The sequence below is a fragment of the Priestia veravalensis genome, from assembly GCF_001457055.1.
GTDB lineage: Bacteria > Bacillota > Bacilli > Bacillales > Bacillaceae_H > Priestia > Priestia flexa.
The window spans coordinates 32351-47621 of the sequence record NZ_KQ758650.1 but is presented as its reverse complement, the minus strand read 5'-3'; the positions used below and the strand labels follow the sequence as shown (position 1 = coordinate 47621).

Sequence of the window (15271 nt, the reverse complement as noted above, 5' to 3'; positions counted from 1 at the left end):
GGACAAAGTGAATGGGCCATTCAAAACCAAGTGTTTATCGCACTGATTGTTTTTTGCCTAAATGTAATTGCGCAAATCGAAACAAAAAGTAAGCGAAAAACGCTACAGATTAGCCGTTTTTTAAGGGCTTCGTTATGGAAACCGGCACATATCTGGATACGAAAGATTAAAGGAAAAACCGTTCCTTAAAAATAAATTGTCGTCGTCGCACAAGTCTAATTGTACATAATTTCCAAATGGATGGAGCCACCTTTAATAAGGTATTTACTTTTTTGGCTCTAAACAGGAAAAAACATTAAACTGAAAATTGCGTCAACATTTATGCAACACTAGTGATACACAATGAATAATTAATTTAATAAAACTCTTATCCAGAGTGGCGGAGGGACTGGCCCTGCGAAGCCCGGCAACCATCAAACCATATGTTAGTCAGTGAGTTTGAACGGTGCTAATTCCTGTGAAATACGATTGTATTTTAACAGATGAGAGAAGTCGTGATTAAGCGAACGCTCTTCCATCTGTGAAGAGTTTTTTTTATTTACTGCAAAGAGGAGAGGACATTATGCATATTGAAACACTACTTGTTCGTTCGGGCGTCAATCGAGACCCTGCTACAGGTTCCATTACAACACCTATTTACCAAGCATCTACGTTTGCACACCCCCGTTTAGGAGAAAGCACAGGATATGACTATGCTAGAACAGCTAATCCAACAAGAACAGCGTTAGAAGATGCGATCACTGCGTTAGAAGAAGGCGAAGTTGGAGCGGCATTTGCTTCGGGAATGGCAGGAGTTATGGCTGTACTTGCTTTGTTTAAAAACGGTGATCATTTAATCGTCTCTGAAGATTTATACGGTGGTACATACAGAGTTTTAAATGATATTTTTGCAGAACAAGGTGTAGAAGTAACGTATGTAAATACAGCTCATTTAGACCAAGTTAAAGCAGTATTAAAGCAGAATACGAAAGCGTTATTTATTGAAACACCGACAAATCCAATGATGCACGTAACGGATTTAAAAGGAATAATTGAACTTGCTAAAGAAAGTAACTTGTTAACAATTGTGGATAATACGTTTATGTCACCTTATTATCAAAGACCTCTTTCTCTTGGAGCGGATATCGTTATTCATAGCGCTAGTAAATACATTGGTGGTCACAATGACGTAGTAGCCGGGTTAGTCGTTGCACGATGTCGTGAGCTAGGTGAAAAAATTCGCTTTTATCAAAATGCAGCAGGTGCAATTTTAGGTCCGCAAGATAGCTGGTTGTTGCTGCGAGGTATTAAAACGCTTGCTTTGCGCATGGAGAAACACAATGAAAATGCGCTGAAAATTGCGAATTGGCTGACTTCACATGAGCTGGTTGAGAAAGTGTACTATCCAGGTCTTGAATCTCATCCAGGCTATCACGTAATGAAGCAACAAGCAGGAGGCTTTGGCGGAATGATTTCCTTCGCTGTAACGGACCCGCAAATTGTGCCAGTCTTACTTGAGAATATAAAGGTGATTACCTTTGCTGAAAGTCTAGGTGGTGTGGAGAGCTTAATGACGTTCCCAGCTCGTCAGACTCACGCAGATATTCCAGAAGAAATACGAAATCGAGTTGGCGTAACGAATTGCTTATTACGCTTATCTGTTGGGATTGAACATGCAGAGGATTTAATTCAAGACTTAAAGGAGGCATTTGATGCATACAACAAATAAACACTCATTTGGTACAAATTTAATTCATGCAAAAACAGGTATTGATGGACATTTTGGAGCGGTAAATGTTCCCATTTATCAAGTGTCTACTTTCAATCTAGAAGACGAAACAAACGGTGGGCGCTATGACTATTCGCGTTCAGGTAATCCAACACGAGAAGCTTTAGAAAATACGATTGCACAGCTTGAAAATGGAGCTGCTGGGTTTGCTTTTTCATCAGGAATGGCCGCTGTATCATCTGTTCTTTGTTTATTTGAAGCAGGCGATGAAATTATCGTTTCAAACGATATCTATGGTGGCACATATCGCGTATTAACAAGATTATTTTCAAAGTTTGGTATTAAAACTACATTTGTCAACATGACAAATGTAGATGAAGTAGAGGAAGTCATTTCGAGCCAAACAAAAGCGATTTACATTGAAAGCCCATCAAATCCATTCTTACAGGTAACGGATATTAAAAGCGTTGCAGCGTTAGCTAAACGCTATGACCTGTTAACAATCGTTGATAATACGTTTATGACACCTTACTTGCAGCAACCAATTAATTTAGGGGCAAATATCGTCATTCATAGTGCGACAAAGTATATTAGTGGCCATAGCGATGTAATTGGTGGATTGGTTGTTGTAAGTGATGAAAAGCTTGCTGATGAAGTAAAGTTTGTTCAAAACGCATTTGGAGCTATTTTAGGGCCACAGGATTGCTTCTTATTTCTACGAGGCATTAAAACATTAAAAGTAAGGTTAGATCAGCAACAACAAACGGCTTTAGAGCTAGCGAAATGGTTTGAAGAGCAACGTGACGTCGAAGCGGTTTATTACCCAGGACTGAAGACACATCCTGATTATGAATTGATTACTGAGCAGGCAAACGGATACGGAGCAATTATTTCGTTTAAATTAAACAATGATGAACTCGCACAGCATATATTAAAAAACGTGCGCTTATCTTCGATTGGTGTAAGTTTAGGCGCAGTTGAATCCATCTTAACACACCCAGCAACAATGTCTCACGCTAGTATTCCAAAAGAAGTGAGAGAGAAAAAAGGCATTACAGAATCGCTGTTACGCTTATCAGTTGGACTGGAAGAGTATGAGGATTTAAAAGAAGATTTTAATAATGCTCTAATTTCTTTTCAAGAAAAAGCCGTAACTAAATAATAATAGAAGAAAAGAGGTTGTTTCTAGATTTAAATAGAAACAACCTCTTTTTTAGCAATTTCTGAGTAGTTTTGTATACAGGTCGATTAAAGCCAGCTGTTCGCTATGAGCAAGACTGCTATTGTTAATCCGCTGAACGGCCAGTTCATATTTTACCTCAGGAGATTTACGAACGCGAGGATGCGTCATTTCATCACGTAAATCCTTTTGAATAGCATAGGATAACTTTTCTTTAACGGAAAGATTATCTTGGTTGGAAAAAGAGCGATTTACCCAAAGTTTTTGATAGGCGCTAAACAATTGTTCATCTGATATCACGATGCATAAACTCCTTTTATTAATATACGTATTAGTTTAGCACACATACTCTAGTACCTGTATGTCACTTCTACAGCTGATACAACTGTCAGAGACTGCGTTTGAATCGGTGGAGCAGACCCAAGTGTCTTAGCTGCCACTACATAGCCACCAGGGGGCTGCTGAGTCCGTTCAGTGACTTCCAGCGGAATAGGGTTTAAGACAACGCCTAGGGTGTCTGCAATAGCCGTTGCTTTCTCTCCAGCGTGCTGAACGGCTTGAGAAAGTGCTTGCTTTTCATAGGGTGTCGGATCTTTCACAAAAAAACGAATATCTTCTGCTACGTTTCCACCGCTTGCAACAGAGATAGCGTACACTTCACCAGCTTGTTTAATATCTGCAACATGAACTTCAAATAAATGCTGTACTTCGTATCCAACTAATGTCGTTTTGCCATCAGTGTAGTCATATTTTGGGTTAATAGTAAACGATGCGGTCTCAATATCACTTTGTTCAATTCCGGCATTTTGAAAGCCATCAATCATTGTATTGGAAACGGTAGTGTTTTCTTTTAATGCTTGCTGTACGCTTAGGTTTTCTGTACGAACACCGATAATAATGGAAATGCCATCTGGAACAGCCGTAATATGGCCTTCTCCTATCACTTTTAGCTCACGCTCATTTCCTTCACGTGATGGTGGGGGCTGGTGATTATATGGAAACATGGATGGATGCATGCTATAAACCTCCTTATAAGCTCTTATCTATATACGTATGAAGAAAAAGCTTGGGCTACGTATAGAAAATAAAAAGCTCGCAAAAAGATGTTTGCGAGCTTTCGTTTGGATTTATTTAGTTTCTTCTTCTAATGTTTCTTCCATTTCAACGAAAGTACCTTGAACTTTCGTTGAAGGATCTTTTGTTAACAAGCTGACAACGACGACAGCTAAGAAGCTTAGTACGAAACCAGGAATCATTTCATAAAGTGCTTCGCTTAATCCAGGTACGGTTACCCAAATTAATACCGTAGCAGCCCCAACAATCATACCGGCAAGAGCACCCCAACGAGTCATCTTCTTCCAGTATAGACTTAGTAAAACTGCAGGGCCAAATGCTGAACCGAACCCGGCCCATGCATAACCTACAAGACCCAAAATCGTATCATTTGGATTTAATGATAAGAGAATACCAATGATTGCGACACCTAGTACAGATAGACGTCCTACTAAGACAAGTTCTTTATCTGTTGCTTTGCGACGGAAAAACGCTTTATAAAAGTCTTCCGTAATAGCACTTGATGTTACAAGTAGCTGAGACGAAATTGTACTCATGATTGCAGCAAGAATCGCTGCTAGTAAGAACCCTGTAATAAATGGATGGAACAATACTTGTGCGAATTTAATAAAGATTGTTTCTGGATTTGCTAATGTGGTTGCAGTTTGGTCAACATAAGCAATACCAATTAATCCAGTAAACATTGCACCGATAATGGAAATAATCATCCATCCCATACCGATTCGGCGAGCTGGTTTTAACTCTTTAATAGACGAAATAGCCATGAAGCGAACAATAATGTGAGGTTGCCCAAAGTAGCCAAGACCCCAAGCTAAGAATGAGATAATTCCAACAACCGTTGTACCTCTAAAGAAATCTAAGTACGCTGGGTCAATGTCACGAACTACATCAAACGTTGTTCCAACACCGCCTAATTCAGTAAACGCTACAATCGGTACAAGAACAAGAGCGATAAACATAATAATACCTTGTACAAAGTCGGTTAAACTTACCGCTAAAAATCCACCGAATAGTGTATAAGCAATAACAACACCTGCTGTTACAAATAAACCAATTCGATAGTCTAAACCAAACGCAGACTCGAATAATGTACCACCGGATACCATTCCAGCAGAAGTATAAAGAGTGAAGAAGACAAAAATAACGATGGCTGATACTGTTCGAAGAACTTTGGATGTATCATTGAAGCGGTTTTCAAAATAATCTGGGATTGTAATGGAGTCATTTGCTACTTCTGTGTACGTTCGAAGACGCGGAGCAACAATTAGGTAATTTAGGTAAGCACCGATTGTTAAACCAACGGCAATCCATAAACTAGATACTCCTGTAGCATACATAGCACCTGGTAAACCCATTAACATCCAACCACTCATGTCAGATGCACCAGCTGATAGGGCTGTTACAGCAGGACCAAGTCCACGACCACCTAGCATATAGCCTGAAATGTCATCAGTAGATTTTTTATAAGCATACCAACCGATAGCCAGCATCCCTATAAAATAAATTGCTAGTGAAATAAATAAACTAATATCCACAATATCTCTCCTTTTTCTGTTTTTATATATGACTTGTGGAAAATCGTGTCATATAAACAGCTTACGGTTTTTTAAGCTAACAAACTTTTCCCAGAGTATCAAGTTATTAAACACGAATTTTTTGAAATGAAACCCGCTTGATTACATAAATAAAGCCGATGAAACCGCTTACTAAATAAAAATAAAGTAAAAATATTATGAATATTAAAACATGTATTTATTCTTTAAAAATTAGAATAAATTACCAATAAAATTGTTGCTTTCTACTATTTAATATGATGCCTTTTGATTAAAAATATGTACACGTTCTAAAACAAAAAAAAGGCCAATTTGGCCTTTTTTAATTAACGATTGTTCGGAAATACTCGGCGTACTACTTCATTAAATTCGTTGATAATGCCGGTAATTGGATATCCATCTTCCAACTTGTTAACATAACTATTCATGCGATCAACAAAATCTGGGTTTGTTGAAACATATACTTCTTGAATGTTGTTGTTAGATTTTTTAACCTCATCAGCAATTTTTGTTTCCATTTCTTTTGTTAACTTGCCTTTTTTTTTATCTTCTAAAACTGCTGCAACATACGCATCACGATTCATTATAACAACGTTTGCATTTTTCACTTCACTTAATGCATTTACTCGATTGGCTGCACCGTTTGCTACTTCCATGCGTGATTCAGCATATTGATCACGCTTTTTTTCTTGCGTTACGTCATTCATATTGTTATCCATTTCATTTTCATATGAAACGTTGCGGACCGTATCGTCATTAATGAGGCCATCTTTTCCTTGGTCTGTAGTGTTACAACCAAATAATGATAAAATTGTTGCGAAACTAACTGCTACAAAAAGTGATTTTTTTATCATGTCTCATTCCTCCTTGTGAAATAATTTTCGTTCGTTAGCTTTCATTAAACGAGGTGAAAACATACATAGAAATTTGAAATAAGCTTATACTAAGCCAAAAAGGAGTGGTAAAAATGAACCGTGGAATTGAAGAAAGCTTATTGATTATACGAAGCGAAACAGGGAATGAACATGAGAAAACAACCTTTGCTTTAACAGAAGTAGAAGCACGATTGTTATTTGAAACGCTACAAAATAAGCGTAAAGAAGTCATCGATGAAGATTTAGACAATATGCTTACATAATAGAGAGGTGAGAGCCGAACCTGTTGATTCGGCTTTGTATTCTTTTTTAAATCAAGAAAAGAAGAATGTAAAAAACTACCGTTCTCTCTTGCATTTTAGAAAAAGTTATTGTAGAATGAAAACGTAAACATTTTTAATTTTTAAATAAAAAATTAAGTGCTCTCACTTATTTCAGAATGAGAGGATTTATTGCGAACTAGATGGTTGATACACAATTCACGTGTTATAAAGGAGATCTACTTCGTAGTAGAAAGTCTTTATAATATGTGAATTTTTTATTTACGGCGTAAATATAGAGTAACATATTAAATTTTTTACATTTTTTTGGAGGTTTTTTTATGGCTACTAAAGGTACAGTAAAATGGTTTAATAGTGAAAAAGGATTTGGGTTCATCGAAGTTCCAGGAGAAAATGACGTATTCGTTCATTTCTCAGCTATTCAAACAGACGGATTCAAAACATTAGAAGAAGGCCAAAGCGTAGAGTTTGAAATCGTTGAAGGTCAACGTGGTCCTCAAGCTGAAAACGTTGTAAAACTTTAATTTAAATCGTTAAAAGCTACCTTATTTAAGGTAGCTTTTTCTATTTTACAAAAATGTATTGACAGCTTCTCAATAAACAAGTACCTTATTTAAGCATGTGTATTTTAGGAGGTAAAGAATGAGTCAAGTTAAAGCACAAGAAGTAAAGATTACCACTGCTGATCCATCAGCTATTGGGTTATTCGGTTTGGCAATGGTGACGCTAGTAGCATCATCACAAAAGCTGGGCTTAACAGATGGATTAGCTTTTATTTTGCCGTGGGCTATTTTCTTAGGTGGTCTTGCGCAATTGTTCGCAGCTATTCAAGATGGCAAGCATAATAATACGTTTGGTATGACTGCATTTGGAGCATTCGGATTGTTCTGGTTCGGTGTAGCTGCTTCATGGTTAATGCAGCTAGGGGTTTTTGGAGAAGAACTCGCAGTAGTTGATGGGCGACAATTAGGTATGGCTTTTATCGGCTATTTAATTTTCAGCTTATTTATGACAGTTGGAGCAATGGAAACGAATAAAGTTCTTTTCATTATTTTTGTTCTTATCGATTTCTTATTTATTGGTTTATCATTGAGTTCGTTTAATGTTATGTACCATGTCACACATTTATTAGCTGCTTTTTCAGAGCTTTTAATTGCAATTATGTCATTCTATGGATCGGCAGCCGCAGTATTGAATACGCATTTTGGAAGAGAAGTGCTTCCGATTGGAAAACCGTTCGGGATTTTTAAAAAATGATAAAAAAAGAGTTTGGGACATAACAAAATGATTGCTTCTAAAAGACGAACACTCGCTGTTCCCATCTCTTTGATTTGTCTCAACCCGTTCGTTCCATTGCGCTACGGTCACTCGCTTTCCGCGGGGAGGAACCTGAGCTTCCTCACTGCGCTGCAGGATCTCCGTTTTCCCTCTCTTTCCCGCAGGAGTCGAGTGTCCTCCGCTCCATTCCACCCTGTTTCCAACATTGGTTTTCACAATCAGCAAAAAACCTGAACGATTAAAAGTTATGAACTCTCAATCGTTCAGGCATAGTAGAGGCTGAACTACTTATGTCTCAGTCTCTTTTTATTTAGACTACAACGCTCAATACAATCGGAAGAGTAATAAGGCTCAAACAGGTGCTAATAAGCGTGGATGATGAGACAAACTCGGTGTCAGTGTTATACTCGAGCGCATACATTGTGGTATTAGCTGCTGTTGGCATGGCAGCCATAATAATGAGTATTTGCTTGGTCATTTGATCAATCGGTAAAAATTGAACAATGATAAATGCAAGAATTGGTGAAACTAATAATTTTAATGATAACGAAAAAGACAGTTTGCGAAACGCAATGTTTTTTAACTTGATATTAGCAAGCTGCATCCCTAGAACAATCATAACTGTTGGAATTGTCGCACTTGCTACTAAGCTAACTGCTTCTTCAACGGGTGGACTTAGCGTAATATGTAGAAGTTGAAAAGTCAGCCCTAAGATGGCTCCGTATACAATTGGCATTGTTACAACAGCACGCAAAGCAGATTTGATTCCGTTCGCCTCGGGACTGCCTTTTGCAGCATAGTAAACCCCAACGGTACACATGATGAGCTGTTGAAGAACCATTAGTACAATTGCAATATCTAATCCCATCGCTCCGAATACTAATAAGACTACAGGAGTTCCGTAGTTACCGTTATTCATAAATGCAGAAGCGAGAATCATTCCACATGTTTCCGTTGTTGAATAACTCCGGATAAACCCAATTAGCCTGACAACCGCAATGATTGATAAGCAAAGAATGAGTAAAAAAGCGCCTAGGTACAAATATGTAACAGATATTAGATTCGTATAAAACGTTTGAAAGACAAGTACAGGAGACATTAGATACAATGACATTTTTGAAATGTTTTTTGCATCAAAACCAATGGTCTTTTGGCCGATAAATCCAAGAGCGAAAATGCCGAAAATAGGAAGTAGTACTTGTAGAAACTCCATCGAATCCTCCTTTCTATAAAAAAGTAATCTACGTATAAGGTGAGAGCTGTTTTGCACTCGCGTTCTTAGAAGCATATGTTAAGTACACGCAAAGTGATAATATAATATACTTATTATACAAGAAAAGATAAGAAGAAGGGGGAAGAACCGTGCGGGATTTTCACTGTTGTGCAACCTGTCAGCATTTTAGAAGTATAAAGCTTGAAAATGGAATGAAGTATTTTTGTTCCAGGTTGGGGTATGATACGAAACCATCCTACCAGTTTAACTGCTGGAAGCCTACAGAAATAGTAAAAAAACTAATGGAACATGAAGAAAAAAAGAAATAAAAAGAGGATGGAACATAACAAAACCTTTTCTCACCTCTTTACGTTGTCAGAATAAGTTCGTTCCATTCCACCTTGTCTCCAAAATTGTTTTCACAATCAAAATAACCTGAACGATTAAAAGTGAGGAACTCTCGATCGTTCAGATTTATCATTGGCTGAATTATTTATGTCCCAGCCTCTTTTTGTTTATTCTCCTGTATTTTCAGCTTCTAGATGCTTGCTACAAAATGCTTGAACTTCAACAGCTTCGTCATCTTCTAGTTCAAAATCTAACACCTTATTAGTAGAGATTTCATAGAAATAAGGTTGAGAAATAGAAGATTTGCCATCATTAATAATATAAAGTGTTCGGAGACCTAAGTCACTGCCTGTATATAGTTCATCTTCTTCATCTACGTCGATATAAAGGTGAAACTCATAGCGTTCACCTGGTAACATTCCAAATGGATCTTGCAATTTTTCTACGGTGTATTCACGAATTGAAAACATATGTTTATCCTTTCTGTTTGAAACAAAAATTGCTCTTAGCTTAATAATATGTAAGAGAAAAGCAACTAAAGAGCTTCTTCATTATAGCGTAAATAGTAAAAGAGAACAAAGGGTGATTTTTTATTTTAAGGATTTACAAGCTTTAATAAATGAACCGTACGATTTAAAATGAGAGCTTCTGTTTGTTTCTGATAATTTTTGTAGTGAGCACTCGACAAATGTTCATCTAAAGCATGCTTGTCTCGCCATTGTTCGTAGAAAACAAAGGTGGAGGGATTGTCAATAGATCGATGCAGGTCATATCGAATGCAGCCATTTTCGCTTTTTGAGGGTGCCAATACGTTTAGCAAGACATCATATAGTTTTTCCTCAGAACCTGGCTTTACTTCGAGGATTGCTGTTACTATTACAACTGACATAACAAATCTCCTTTGGCCACTGAAATTGTATTAGTAGTATTCCGAATATAAAGAGTTAATATGCATTTACGTAGATTGTACATAGACATTTATACGAAGGTACGATAAACTAAACCAAAAGGGGTGCACGGAAGCATGAACAAGGAAAGCTATAAATTAGATGATTCACTAGGATATCGATTGTTTCACGCCTCACGCTTAATGATGAACCGTTTAAATCATCATTTTAAAAATAACAATTATCCACTTACATATGAGCAGTGGCAGATTATGAGTCGACTATATGAAAAAGATGGCCAAACTCAAAATCAGCTAGCTATTCAAAATGAACGCGATCAAGCAAGCGTATCACGTCTAATTGATAACATGATTAAGCGTGAGTTAGTAAAGCGAGTTCCACATATAACGGATCGTCGAATTAACTTAATTTATCTAACAGAATATGGGAAAGACATCCAGTTGGAATTAGAAAAACTAGCACAGCAAACAATTAATGATGCGTCAGAGGGGTTAACAGAAGAAGAGTTAGCTACCTGCTTGTCAACGTTAAATAAAATTCGATGTAATTTACGGAAATAAAGAAAAAAATAGGGAAATCCTATTGACATATGATAATGATTTTCACTATCATATAATAAGTGAGATGATAACAAGACCAGTGATGGAGACATCATTTTATTTTTTACCATGAACTGATAATGATTATCGTTATTGATATTTTTAAATTATACATAGTAAGGAAGAGTAGCAGCGTGAAAATTAGGTATCTTATTATTTTACTATTTTTATTATCCCTTATTTCGTTATTTATCGGCGTATCACCAGTAAATATTTATGGGGTCTTATCCTTTGATCAAGAGCAAATTCAAGTGCTACTAATTAGTCGTTTTCCACGATTGATTAGCATCATTATTGCTGGAGTAAGCTTAAGTATATGTGGATTGATTATGCAGCAGCTGACGAGAAATAAATTTGTTTCTCCGACGACCGCTGGAACCATGGATTCTGCACGCTTAGGTGTTTTGGTAGCATTGATGTTATTCACATCAGCTAGTCCAATTCAAAAAATGTTGGTTGCATTTGTTTTCGCTTTAATTGGAACCTTCATCTTTATGAAGATTTTAGATTCTATCAAAGTAAAAGATCGAATTTTTATTCCTCTTGTTGGTTTGATGTTTGGTAATGTCATTGGTTCCATAACGACATTTTTTGCTTATAAAAATGATTTGATTCAAAGCATTGGCTCTTGGTTGCAAGGTGATTTCTCTACCATTATTTCAGGACAATATGAGTTAATCTATTTAAGTGTTCCACTGATGATTATTGCCTACTTGTATGCTAATAAATTTACGATTGCAGGAATGGGAGAGGACTTTGCTACCAATCTAGGGTTACCATTTAAGCAGGTTGTGAACATTGGGTTAGTCATCGTAGCACTTGTGTCATCTATCGTACTATTAACGGTTGGAATGATTCCTTTTTTAGGATTAATCATTCCGAATATTGTGTCAATATATGCTGGAGATCATTTGAAAAACAGTCTTCCGCAAACAGCTTTGCTTGGAGCGGTTTTTGTACTGACTTGTGATATTTTAGGACGAGTTATCATTTATCCATACGAGATTTCCATTGGTATGATGGTTGGCGTCATTGGTAGTGGGATATTCTTGTACATGTTGATTAGGAGAAAGGCTTATGAGTAATCGATTAAAATTAATAGTTTTAGCAACCGTGGCAGTTGGCGTAACTTTATTATTTTTATTTTATCAATCAAATGGTAATTGGGACTATATTCTGCCAAGGCGTCTAGAGAAATTAGCAGCAATTATCCTAACGGGATTTTCCATTGCAGTTTCCACCGTGGTGTTTCAAACAATCACTAACAATCGGATTTTAACGCCAAGTATTATTGGATTAGACTCTTTGTATATGCTTATTCAGACCATTCTTATTTTTCTATTCGGTTCAATGAATATTGTGACGGTGAATAAAAATATAAACTTTGCAATTTCCATTTTAGGGATGGTTTTGTTTGCCATGCTTCTCTATCAAATGTTGTTTAAAAAAGAAGGAAAAAGTAACATTTATTTTTTACTGTTAGTTGGGTTGATTTTTGGAACTTTTTTCCAAAGTGTCTCTTCCTTCATGCAAGTATTAATTGATCCGAATGAATTTCTAATGGTACAAGATCGAATGTTTGCAAGCTTTAATAATGTTCAGACAGAACTGCTTTTTCTATCTTTCTTATTAATTATCATACTAAGCGTATATGGGTCTCGGTATGTTAAATATTTAGACGTTTTATCACTTGGGAGAGAAGAAGCCATTAACCTTGGAATTGACTATGATGCAGTGACAAAAAAGCTTCTTGTGTTAATTGCTATCTTTATTTCTATTGCAACAGCATTGGTTGGACCCATTACTTTCTTAGGCTTGCTGGTTGTTAACGTAGCGCACGAAGTATTTAAAACGTATCGCCACACGTATCTTCTAAGTGGCTCTATTATCATTAGTATTTTCTCTTTAGTAGGTGGTTTACTAGTTGTTGAACGCGTCTTCACGTTTTCAACAACGCTCAGCGTCATTATTAACTTTATTGGTGGCGTGTATTTTCTTTATCTTTTATTGAAGGGGAGTAGAACATGATTACTGTTAACGGCGTGACAAAAAAGTACGGAAACAAAAAAGTAATAGATGATGTATCTGTTCAAATTCAAAAGGGAAAGATTACGTCATTCATCGGACCGAATGGAGCAGGGAAAAGTACGCTGCTATCTATGATTAGTCGCATCTTAAAGAGAGATGAAGGTGAGATTCTATTAGAAGGTCACGATGTGATGAACTCAAAAAGCAACGAATTAGCAAAGAAAATTTCAATCTTAAAACAAACAAACCATTTAACGATGCGACTTACAATTCGAGAACTCGTATCATTTGGTAGGTTTCCTTATTCACAAGGAAAGTTAAAGAAAGAAGATATAGCTTATATAGATGAAGCGATTGCATATATGGAGCTTGAAGATATGCAGCATAAGTATATTGATGAGCTAAGCGGTGGGCAGAGGCAACGAGCATATATTGCAATGGTCTTAGCTCAAAATACGGATTATATCTTACTTGATGAACCTTTAAATAATTTAGATATGAAGCATTCTGTTCAAATCATGAAGGTTTTAAGAAGGCTTGTGGATGAGCTAGGGAAAACGATTATTATTGTCATTCACGACATTAATTTTGCCTCATGCTATTCAGATTATATTGTTGCTTTAAAGAATGGACAACTCATTAAGCATGGAGCAACTTCTGAAATTATTAAAGAAGATGTTCTTTTAGACGTCTATGATATGCATATTCCTATTCAAACAATTGATGGAAACAAGATAGGCGTTTATTTTTCAGCTTAGATCAAGGTGATTGTTATTTTAATCCATTAAGAGGTTGTTTAGCGCGGGGCCCTTTACATGAAGTGCGAAAATAGCAGCTTAGGATTAGAGTAATTCACATATATTTTAAATACAGCGAAAAGGATGGAAGTTAGATGAAGAAGTTATATATGGTATTTCTAGCAGCGTTGCTTGCAGTTATAGTTGCAGCTTGCGGATCAAATGAAGGTAGCACGACTGCAGACAATGAAAAGAAAGAAACGAAAAAGGAAGAAACAATCACGGTTCAGCATGAATTAGGAGAAACAAAAGTAGATAAAAATCCAGATAAGGTAGTAGTCTTTGATTTTGGTACATTAGATTCTATGGACAAATTAGGAATCAACGTAACCGGTGTTCCGCAGGATAGCATGCCTTCTTATCTATCAAAATATGAAGATAAGAAGTATGAAAATGTAGGAGGATTAAAAGAACCTGACTTTGAAAAAATCAGCGAAATCAATCCAGATTTAATCATTATTTCAGGGCGTCAAGCTGATCAATACGACGAGTTTACAAAGATTGCACCGACAATTCATATGGGTTTAGACACAGAGAACTATATGACTTCATTTAAGAAAAATGCACAAACGTTAGGTGAAATCTTTGGCAAAGAAGCAGAGGTAGAAAAAGAGGTAGCGGCTGTTGAAAAAACAATGGCAACTGTGAAAGAAGAAGCTCAAGCTTCAAAGAAAAATGGTTTAATTGTTCTTGTTAACGAAGGAAAAGTAAGCGCATATGGACCAGGCTCACGCTTTGGTATCATTCATGATGAACTAGGAATTACGCCAGTTGATGCTGGTATCGAAGCTTCCACGCATGGTCAAGGCGTGTCGTTTGAATACATTGTAGAGAAGAATCCTGATTACTTGTTTGTAGTGGATCGTAGCGCAGTTGTAGGTGGGGAATCACCTGCTAAGCAAGCGCTAGAAAACGAGCTAATCAAAAAAACAAAAGCTTATAAAGAAGGAAACATTGTTTATTTAGATCCGAACTACTGGTACTTATCAGGTGGGGGACTACTTTCAGTAGCTGAGATGGCGAAAGAAATTGAAAAAGCAGTACAATGATGAAAAAGCGATGCGGTTTAAACCGCATCGCTTTTTTTATTCTTGATTCTTTATTTCTGCCATTTTATGAAGAGCTTCATGCATTTTAAATACAACAATTAGGGTTTCACAGTAAATGCGCGTAAATAGTGGCCCCACCACAATTAATGCTAGGCCTAAAAAGACAAGGGAACCACCACCATACATGCTATTAATTCCACTTACAATAAATCCAAAACCTAATAGAATGGTTAAGACAGAGACAATAATGAAGACAATTTTAATGATAGAAGGTGTTAACATCTTGTCGAAGTTGAAAAAGCTACTATTCATTTAATTTCTCTCCTTTGGTGTGTAGACTAGTTGTTTTGTCCTTTTATACATATCAACAAGTACGGCTA

The 15271-nt window shown here is 36.6% G+C and carries 19 protein-coding genes, 1 pseudogene and 1 riboswitch; of the genes and pseudogenes, 11 read left to right on the top strand and 9 right to left on the bottom strand.

The window, feature by feature from the left end; all coding sequences use genetic code 11:
* The 3 genes and pseudogenes from AS180_RS11165 to AS180_RS11155 form a co-directional block, all read left to right on the top strand.
* Positions 1-189: pseudogene (locus AS180_RS11165) on the top strand (IS4 family transposase); the annotation flags it as partial.
* A gap of 175 nt (positions 190-364) precedes the next feature.
* A riboswitch (SAM riboswitch) is annotated at positions 365-489 on the top strand.
* A 73-nt stretch (positions 490-562) separates the two neighbouring features.
* Positions 563-1708, top strand: coding sequence for a trans-sulfuration enzyme family protein (locus AS180_RS11160; RefSeq protein ID WP_025907394.1), 1146 nt, complete (start codon positions 563-565; stop codon positions 1706-1708).
* Positions 1692-2870 (top strand): trans-sulfuration enzyme family protein, encoded by a 1179-nt coding sequence (locus AS180_RS11155; RefSeq protein ID WP_062686819.1) that lies wholly within the window; start codon positions 1692-1694, stop codon positions 2868-2870. Before AS180_RS11160 ends, AS180_RS11155 begins: the two co-directional genes overlap by 17 nt.
* A gap of 51 nt (positions 2871-2921) precedes the next feature.
* Here the strand turns inward: AS180_RS11155 and AS180_RS11150 are convergent, their stop codons facing one another.
* The 4 genes from AS180_RS11150 to AS180_RS11135 form a co-directional block, all read right to left on the bottom strand.
* Positions 2922-3188 carry a hypothetical protein gene (locus AS180_RS11150; RefSeq protein WP_025907398.1) on the bottom strand — a complete coding sequence of 89 codons (267 nt, stop codon included), beginning with the start codon at positions 3186-3188 and terminating at the stop codon, positions 2922-2924.
* A gap of 50 nt (positions 3189-3238) precedes the next feature.
* Complete coding sequence (locus tag AS180_RS11145) at positions 3239-3904, bottom strand: SIMPL domain-containing protein (protein WP_025907400.1); 666 nt, start codon at positions 3902-3904, stop codon at positions 3239-3241.
* Positions 3905-4015: 111 nt separating this feature from the next.
* Complete coding sequence (gene putP / locus AS180_RS11140) at positions 4016-5497, bottom strand: sodium/proline symporter PutP (protein WP_062686818.1); 1482 nt, start codon at positions 5495-5497, stop codon at positions 4016-4018.
* 344 nt (positions 5498-5841) lie between these two features.
* Entirely contained in the window at positions 5842-6369 is a 528-nt protein-coding gene (locus AS180_RS11135; RefSeq protein ID WP_090752785.1) for a YhcN/YlaJ family sporulation lipoprotein, read from the bottom strand.
* Positions 6370-6482: 113 nt separating this feature from the next.
* On the opposite strand from AS180_RS11135, the gene AS180_RS23220 reads away from it, so the two are divergent.
* The 3 genes from AS180_RS23220 (at position 6483) to AS180_RS11125 (ending at position 7928) form a co-directional block, all read left to right on the top strand.
* A complete protein-coding gene (locus AS180_RS23220) occupies positions 6483-6653 on the top strand; it encodes a hypothetical protein (RefSeq protein WP_167556154.1) in 171 nt (56 codons plus the stop codon).
* Positions 6654-6991: 338 nt separating this feature from the next.
* On the top strand, positions 6992-7195 hold the full coding sequence (locus AS180_RS11130; RefSeq protein WP_025907130.1) for a cold-shock protein: 204 nt from the start codon (positions 6992-6994) through the stop codon (positions 7193-7195).
* A gap of 118 nt (positions 7196-7313) precedes the next feature.
* Positions 7314-7928 carry an acetate uptake transporter gene (locus AS180_RS11125; protein ID WP_025907132.1) on the top strand — a complete coding sequence of 205 codons (615 nt, stop codon included), beginning with the start codon at positions 7314-7316 and terminating at the stop codon, positions 7926-7928.
* On the opposite strand, the gene AS180_RS22535 is transcribed toward AS180_RS11125, so the two are convergent.
* The 4 genes from AS180_RS22535 to AS180_RS11105 form a co-directional block, all read right to left on the bottom strand.
* The gene (locus AS180_RS22535; protein WP_139109189.1) at positions 7836-8141 is read right to left on the bottom strand and encodes a hypothetical protein; all 306 of its coding nucleotides are present in this window, start codon (positions 8139-8141) and stop codon (positions 7836-7838) included. The two genes, AS180_RS11125 and AS180_RS22535, sit on opposite strands and share 93 nt — an antisense overlap.
* A gap of 118 nt (positions 8142-8259) precedes the next feature.
* Positions 8260-9162 carry an AEC family transporter gene (locus tag AS180_RS11120; protein WP_062686817.1) on the bottom strand — a complete coding sequence of 301 codons (903 nt, stop codon included), beginning with the start codon at positions 9160-9162 and terminating at the stop codon, positions 8260-8262.
* Between the two features lie 515 nt (positions 9163-9677).
* Positions 9678-9980 (bottom strand): DUF6509 family protein, encoded by a 303-nt coding sequence (locus AS180_RS11110; RefSeq protein ID WP_025907138.1) that lies wholly within the window; start codon positions 9978-9980, stop codon positions 9678-9680.
* A gap of 125 nt (positions 9981-10105) precedes the next feature.
* On the bottom strand, positions 10106-10399 hold the full coding sequence (locus tag AS180_RS11105; RefSeq protein ID WP_025907140.1) for a putative quinol monooxygenase: 294 nt from the start codon (positions 10397-10399) through the stop codon (positions 10106-10108).
* Between the two features lie 135 nt (positions 10400-10534).
* Here AS180_RS11105 and AS180_RS11100 point away from each other — a divergent pair, with 135 nt between their 5' ends.
* From AS180_RS11100 to AS180_RS11080, 5 genes are all read left to right on the top strand, one after another.
* On the top strand, positions 10535-10978 hold the full coding sequence (locus AS180_RS11100) for a MarR family winged helix-turn-helix transcriptional regulator (RefSeq protein WP_025907142.1): 444 nt from the start codon (positions 10535-10537) through the stop codon (positions 10976-10978).
* 173 nt (positions 10979-11151) lie between these two features.
* Entirely contained in the window at positions 11152-12102 is a 951-nt protein-coding gene (locus AS180_RS11095) for an ABC transporter permease (RefSeq protein ID WP_061785366.1), read from the top strand.
* On the top strand, positions 12095-13045 hold the full coding sequence (locus AS180_RS11090; RefSeq protein WP_062686816.1) for an iron chelate uptake ABC transporter family permease subunit: 951 nt from the start codon (positions 12095-12097) through the stop codon (positions 13043-13045). Before AS180_RS11095 ends, AS180_RS11090 begins: the two co-directional genes overlap by 8 nt.
* A complete protein-coding gene (locus AS180_RS11085; RefSeq protein ID WP_061785364.1) occupies positions 13042-13803 on the top strand; it encodes an iron ABC transporter ATP-binding protein in 762 nt (253 codons plus the stop codon). Before AS180_RS11090 ends, AS180_RS11085 begins: the two co-directional genes overlap by 4 nt.
* A gap of 134 nt (positions 13804-13937) precedes the next feature.
* Complete coding sequence (locus tag AS180_RS11080) at positions 13938-14891, top strand: siderophore ABC transporter substrate-binding protein (RefSeq protein ID WP_025907149.1); 954 nt, start codon at positions 13938-13940, stop codon at positions 14889-14891.
* Between the two features lie 36 nt (positions 14892-14927).
* Here the strand turns inward: AS180_RS11080 and AS180_RS11075 are convergent, their stop codons facing one another.
* Positions 14928-15203, bottom strand: a complete 276-nt coding sequence (locus AS180_RS11075) for a DUF4282 domain-containing protein (RefSeq protein ID WP_025907150.1) — start codon at positions 15201-15203, stop codon at positions 14928-14930.
* Positions 15204-15271: the final 68 nt, after the last annotated feature.

Coding starts and splice junctions, on each gene's coding strand:
- AS180_RS11160 (WP_025907394.1), top strand. CDS start 563: ATGCATATTGAAACACTACTTGTTCGTTCGGGCGTCAATCGAGACCCT.
- AS180_RS11155 (WP_062686819.1), top strand. CDS start 1,692: ATGCATACAACAAATAAACACTCATTTGGTACAAATTTAATTCATGCA.
- AS180_RS11145 (WP_025907400.1), bottom strand. CDS start 3,904: ATGCATCCATCCATGTTTCCATATAATCACCAGCCCCCACCATCACGT.
- AS180_RS11135 (WP_090752785.1), bottom strand. CDS start 6,369: ATGATAAAAAAATCACTTTTTGTAGCAGTTAGTTTCGCAACAATTTTA.
- AS180_RS23220 (WP_167556154.1), top strand. CDS start 6,483: ATGAACCGTGGAATTGAAGAAAGCTTATTGATTATACGAAGCGAAACA.
- AS180_RS11130 (WP_025907130.1), top strand. CDS start 6,992: ATGGCTACTAAAGGTACAGTAAAATGGTTTAATAGTGAAAAAGGATTT.
- AS180_RS11125 (WP_025907132.1), top strand. CDS start 7,314: ATGAGTCAAGTTAAAGCACAAGAAGTAAAGATTACCACTGCTGATCCA.
- AS180_RS11120 (WP_062686817.1), bottom strand. CDS start 9,162: ATGGAGTTTCTACAAGTACTACTTCCTATTTTCGGCATTTTCGCTCTT.
- AS180_RS11110 (WP_025907138.1), bottom strand. CDS start 9,980: ATGTTTTCAATTCGTGAATACACCGTAGAAAAATTGCAAGATCCATTT.
- AS180_RS11105 (WP_025907140.1), bottom strand. CDS start 10,399: ATGTCAGTTGTAATAGTAACAGCAATCCTCGAAGTAAAGCCAGGTTCT.
- AS180_RS11100 (WP_025907142.1), top strand. CDS start 10,535: ATGAACAAGGAAAGCTATAAATTAGATGATTCACTAGGATATCGATTG.
- AS180_RS11090 (WP_062686816.1), top strand. CDS start 12,095: ATGAGTAATCGATTAAAATTAATAGTTTTAGCAACCGTGGCAGTTGGC.
- AS180_RS11085 (WP_061785364.1), top strand. CDS start 13,042: ATGATTACTGTTAACGGCGTGACAAAAAAGTACGGAAACAAAAAAGTA.
- AS180_RS11080 (WP_025907149.1), top strand. CDS start 13,938: ATGAAGAAGTTATATATGGTATTTCTAGCAGCGTTGCTTGCAGTTATA.
- AS180_RS11075 (WP_025907150.1), bottom strand. CDS start 15,203: ATGAATAGTAGCTTTTTCAACTTCGACAAGATGTTAACACCTTCTATC.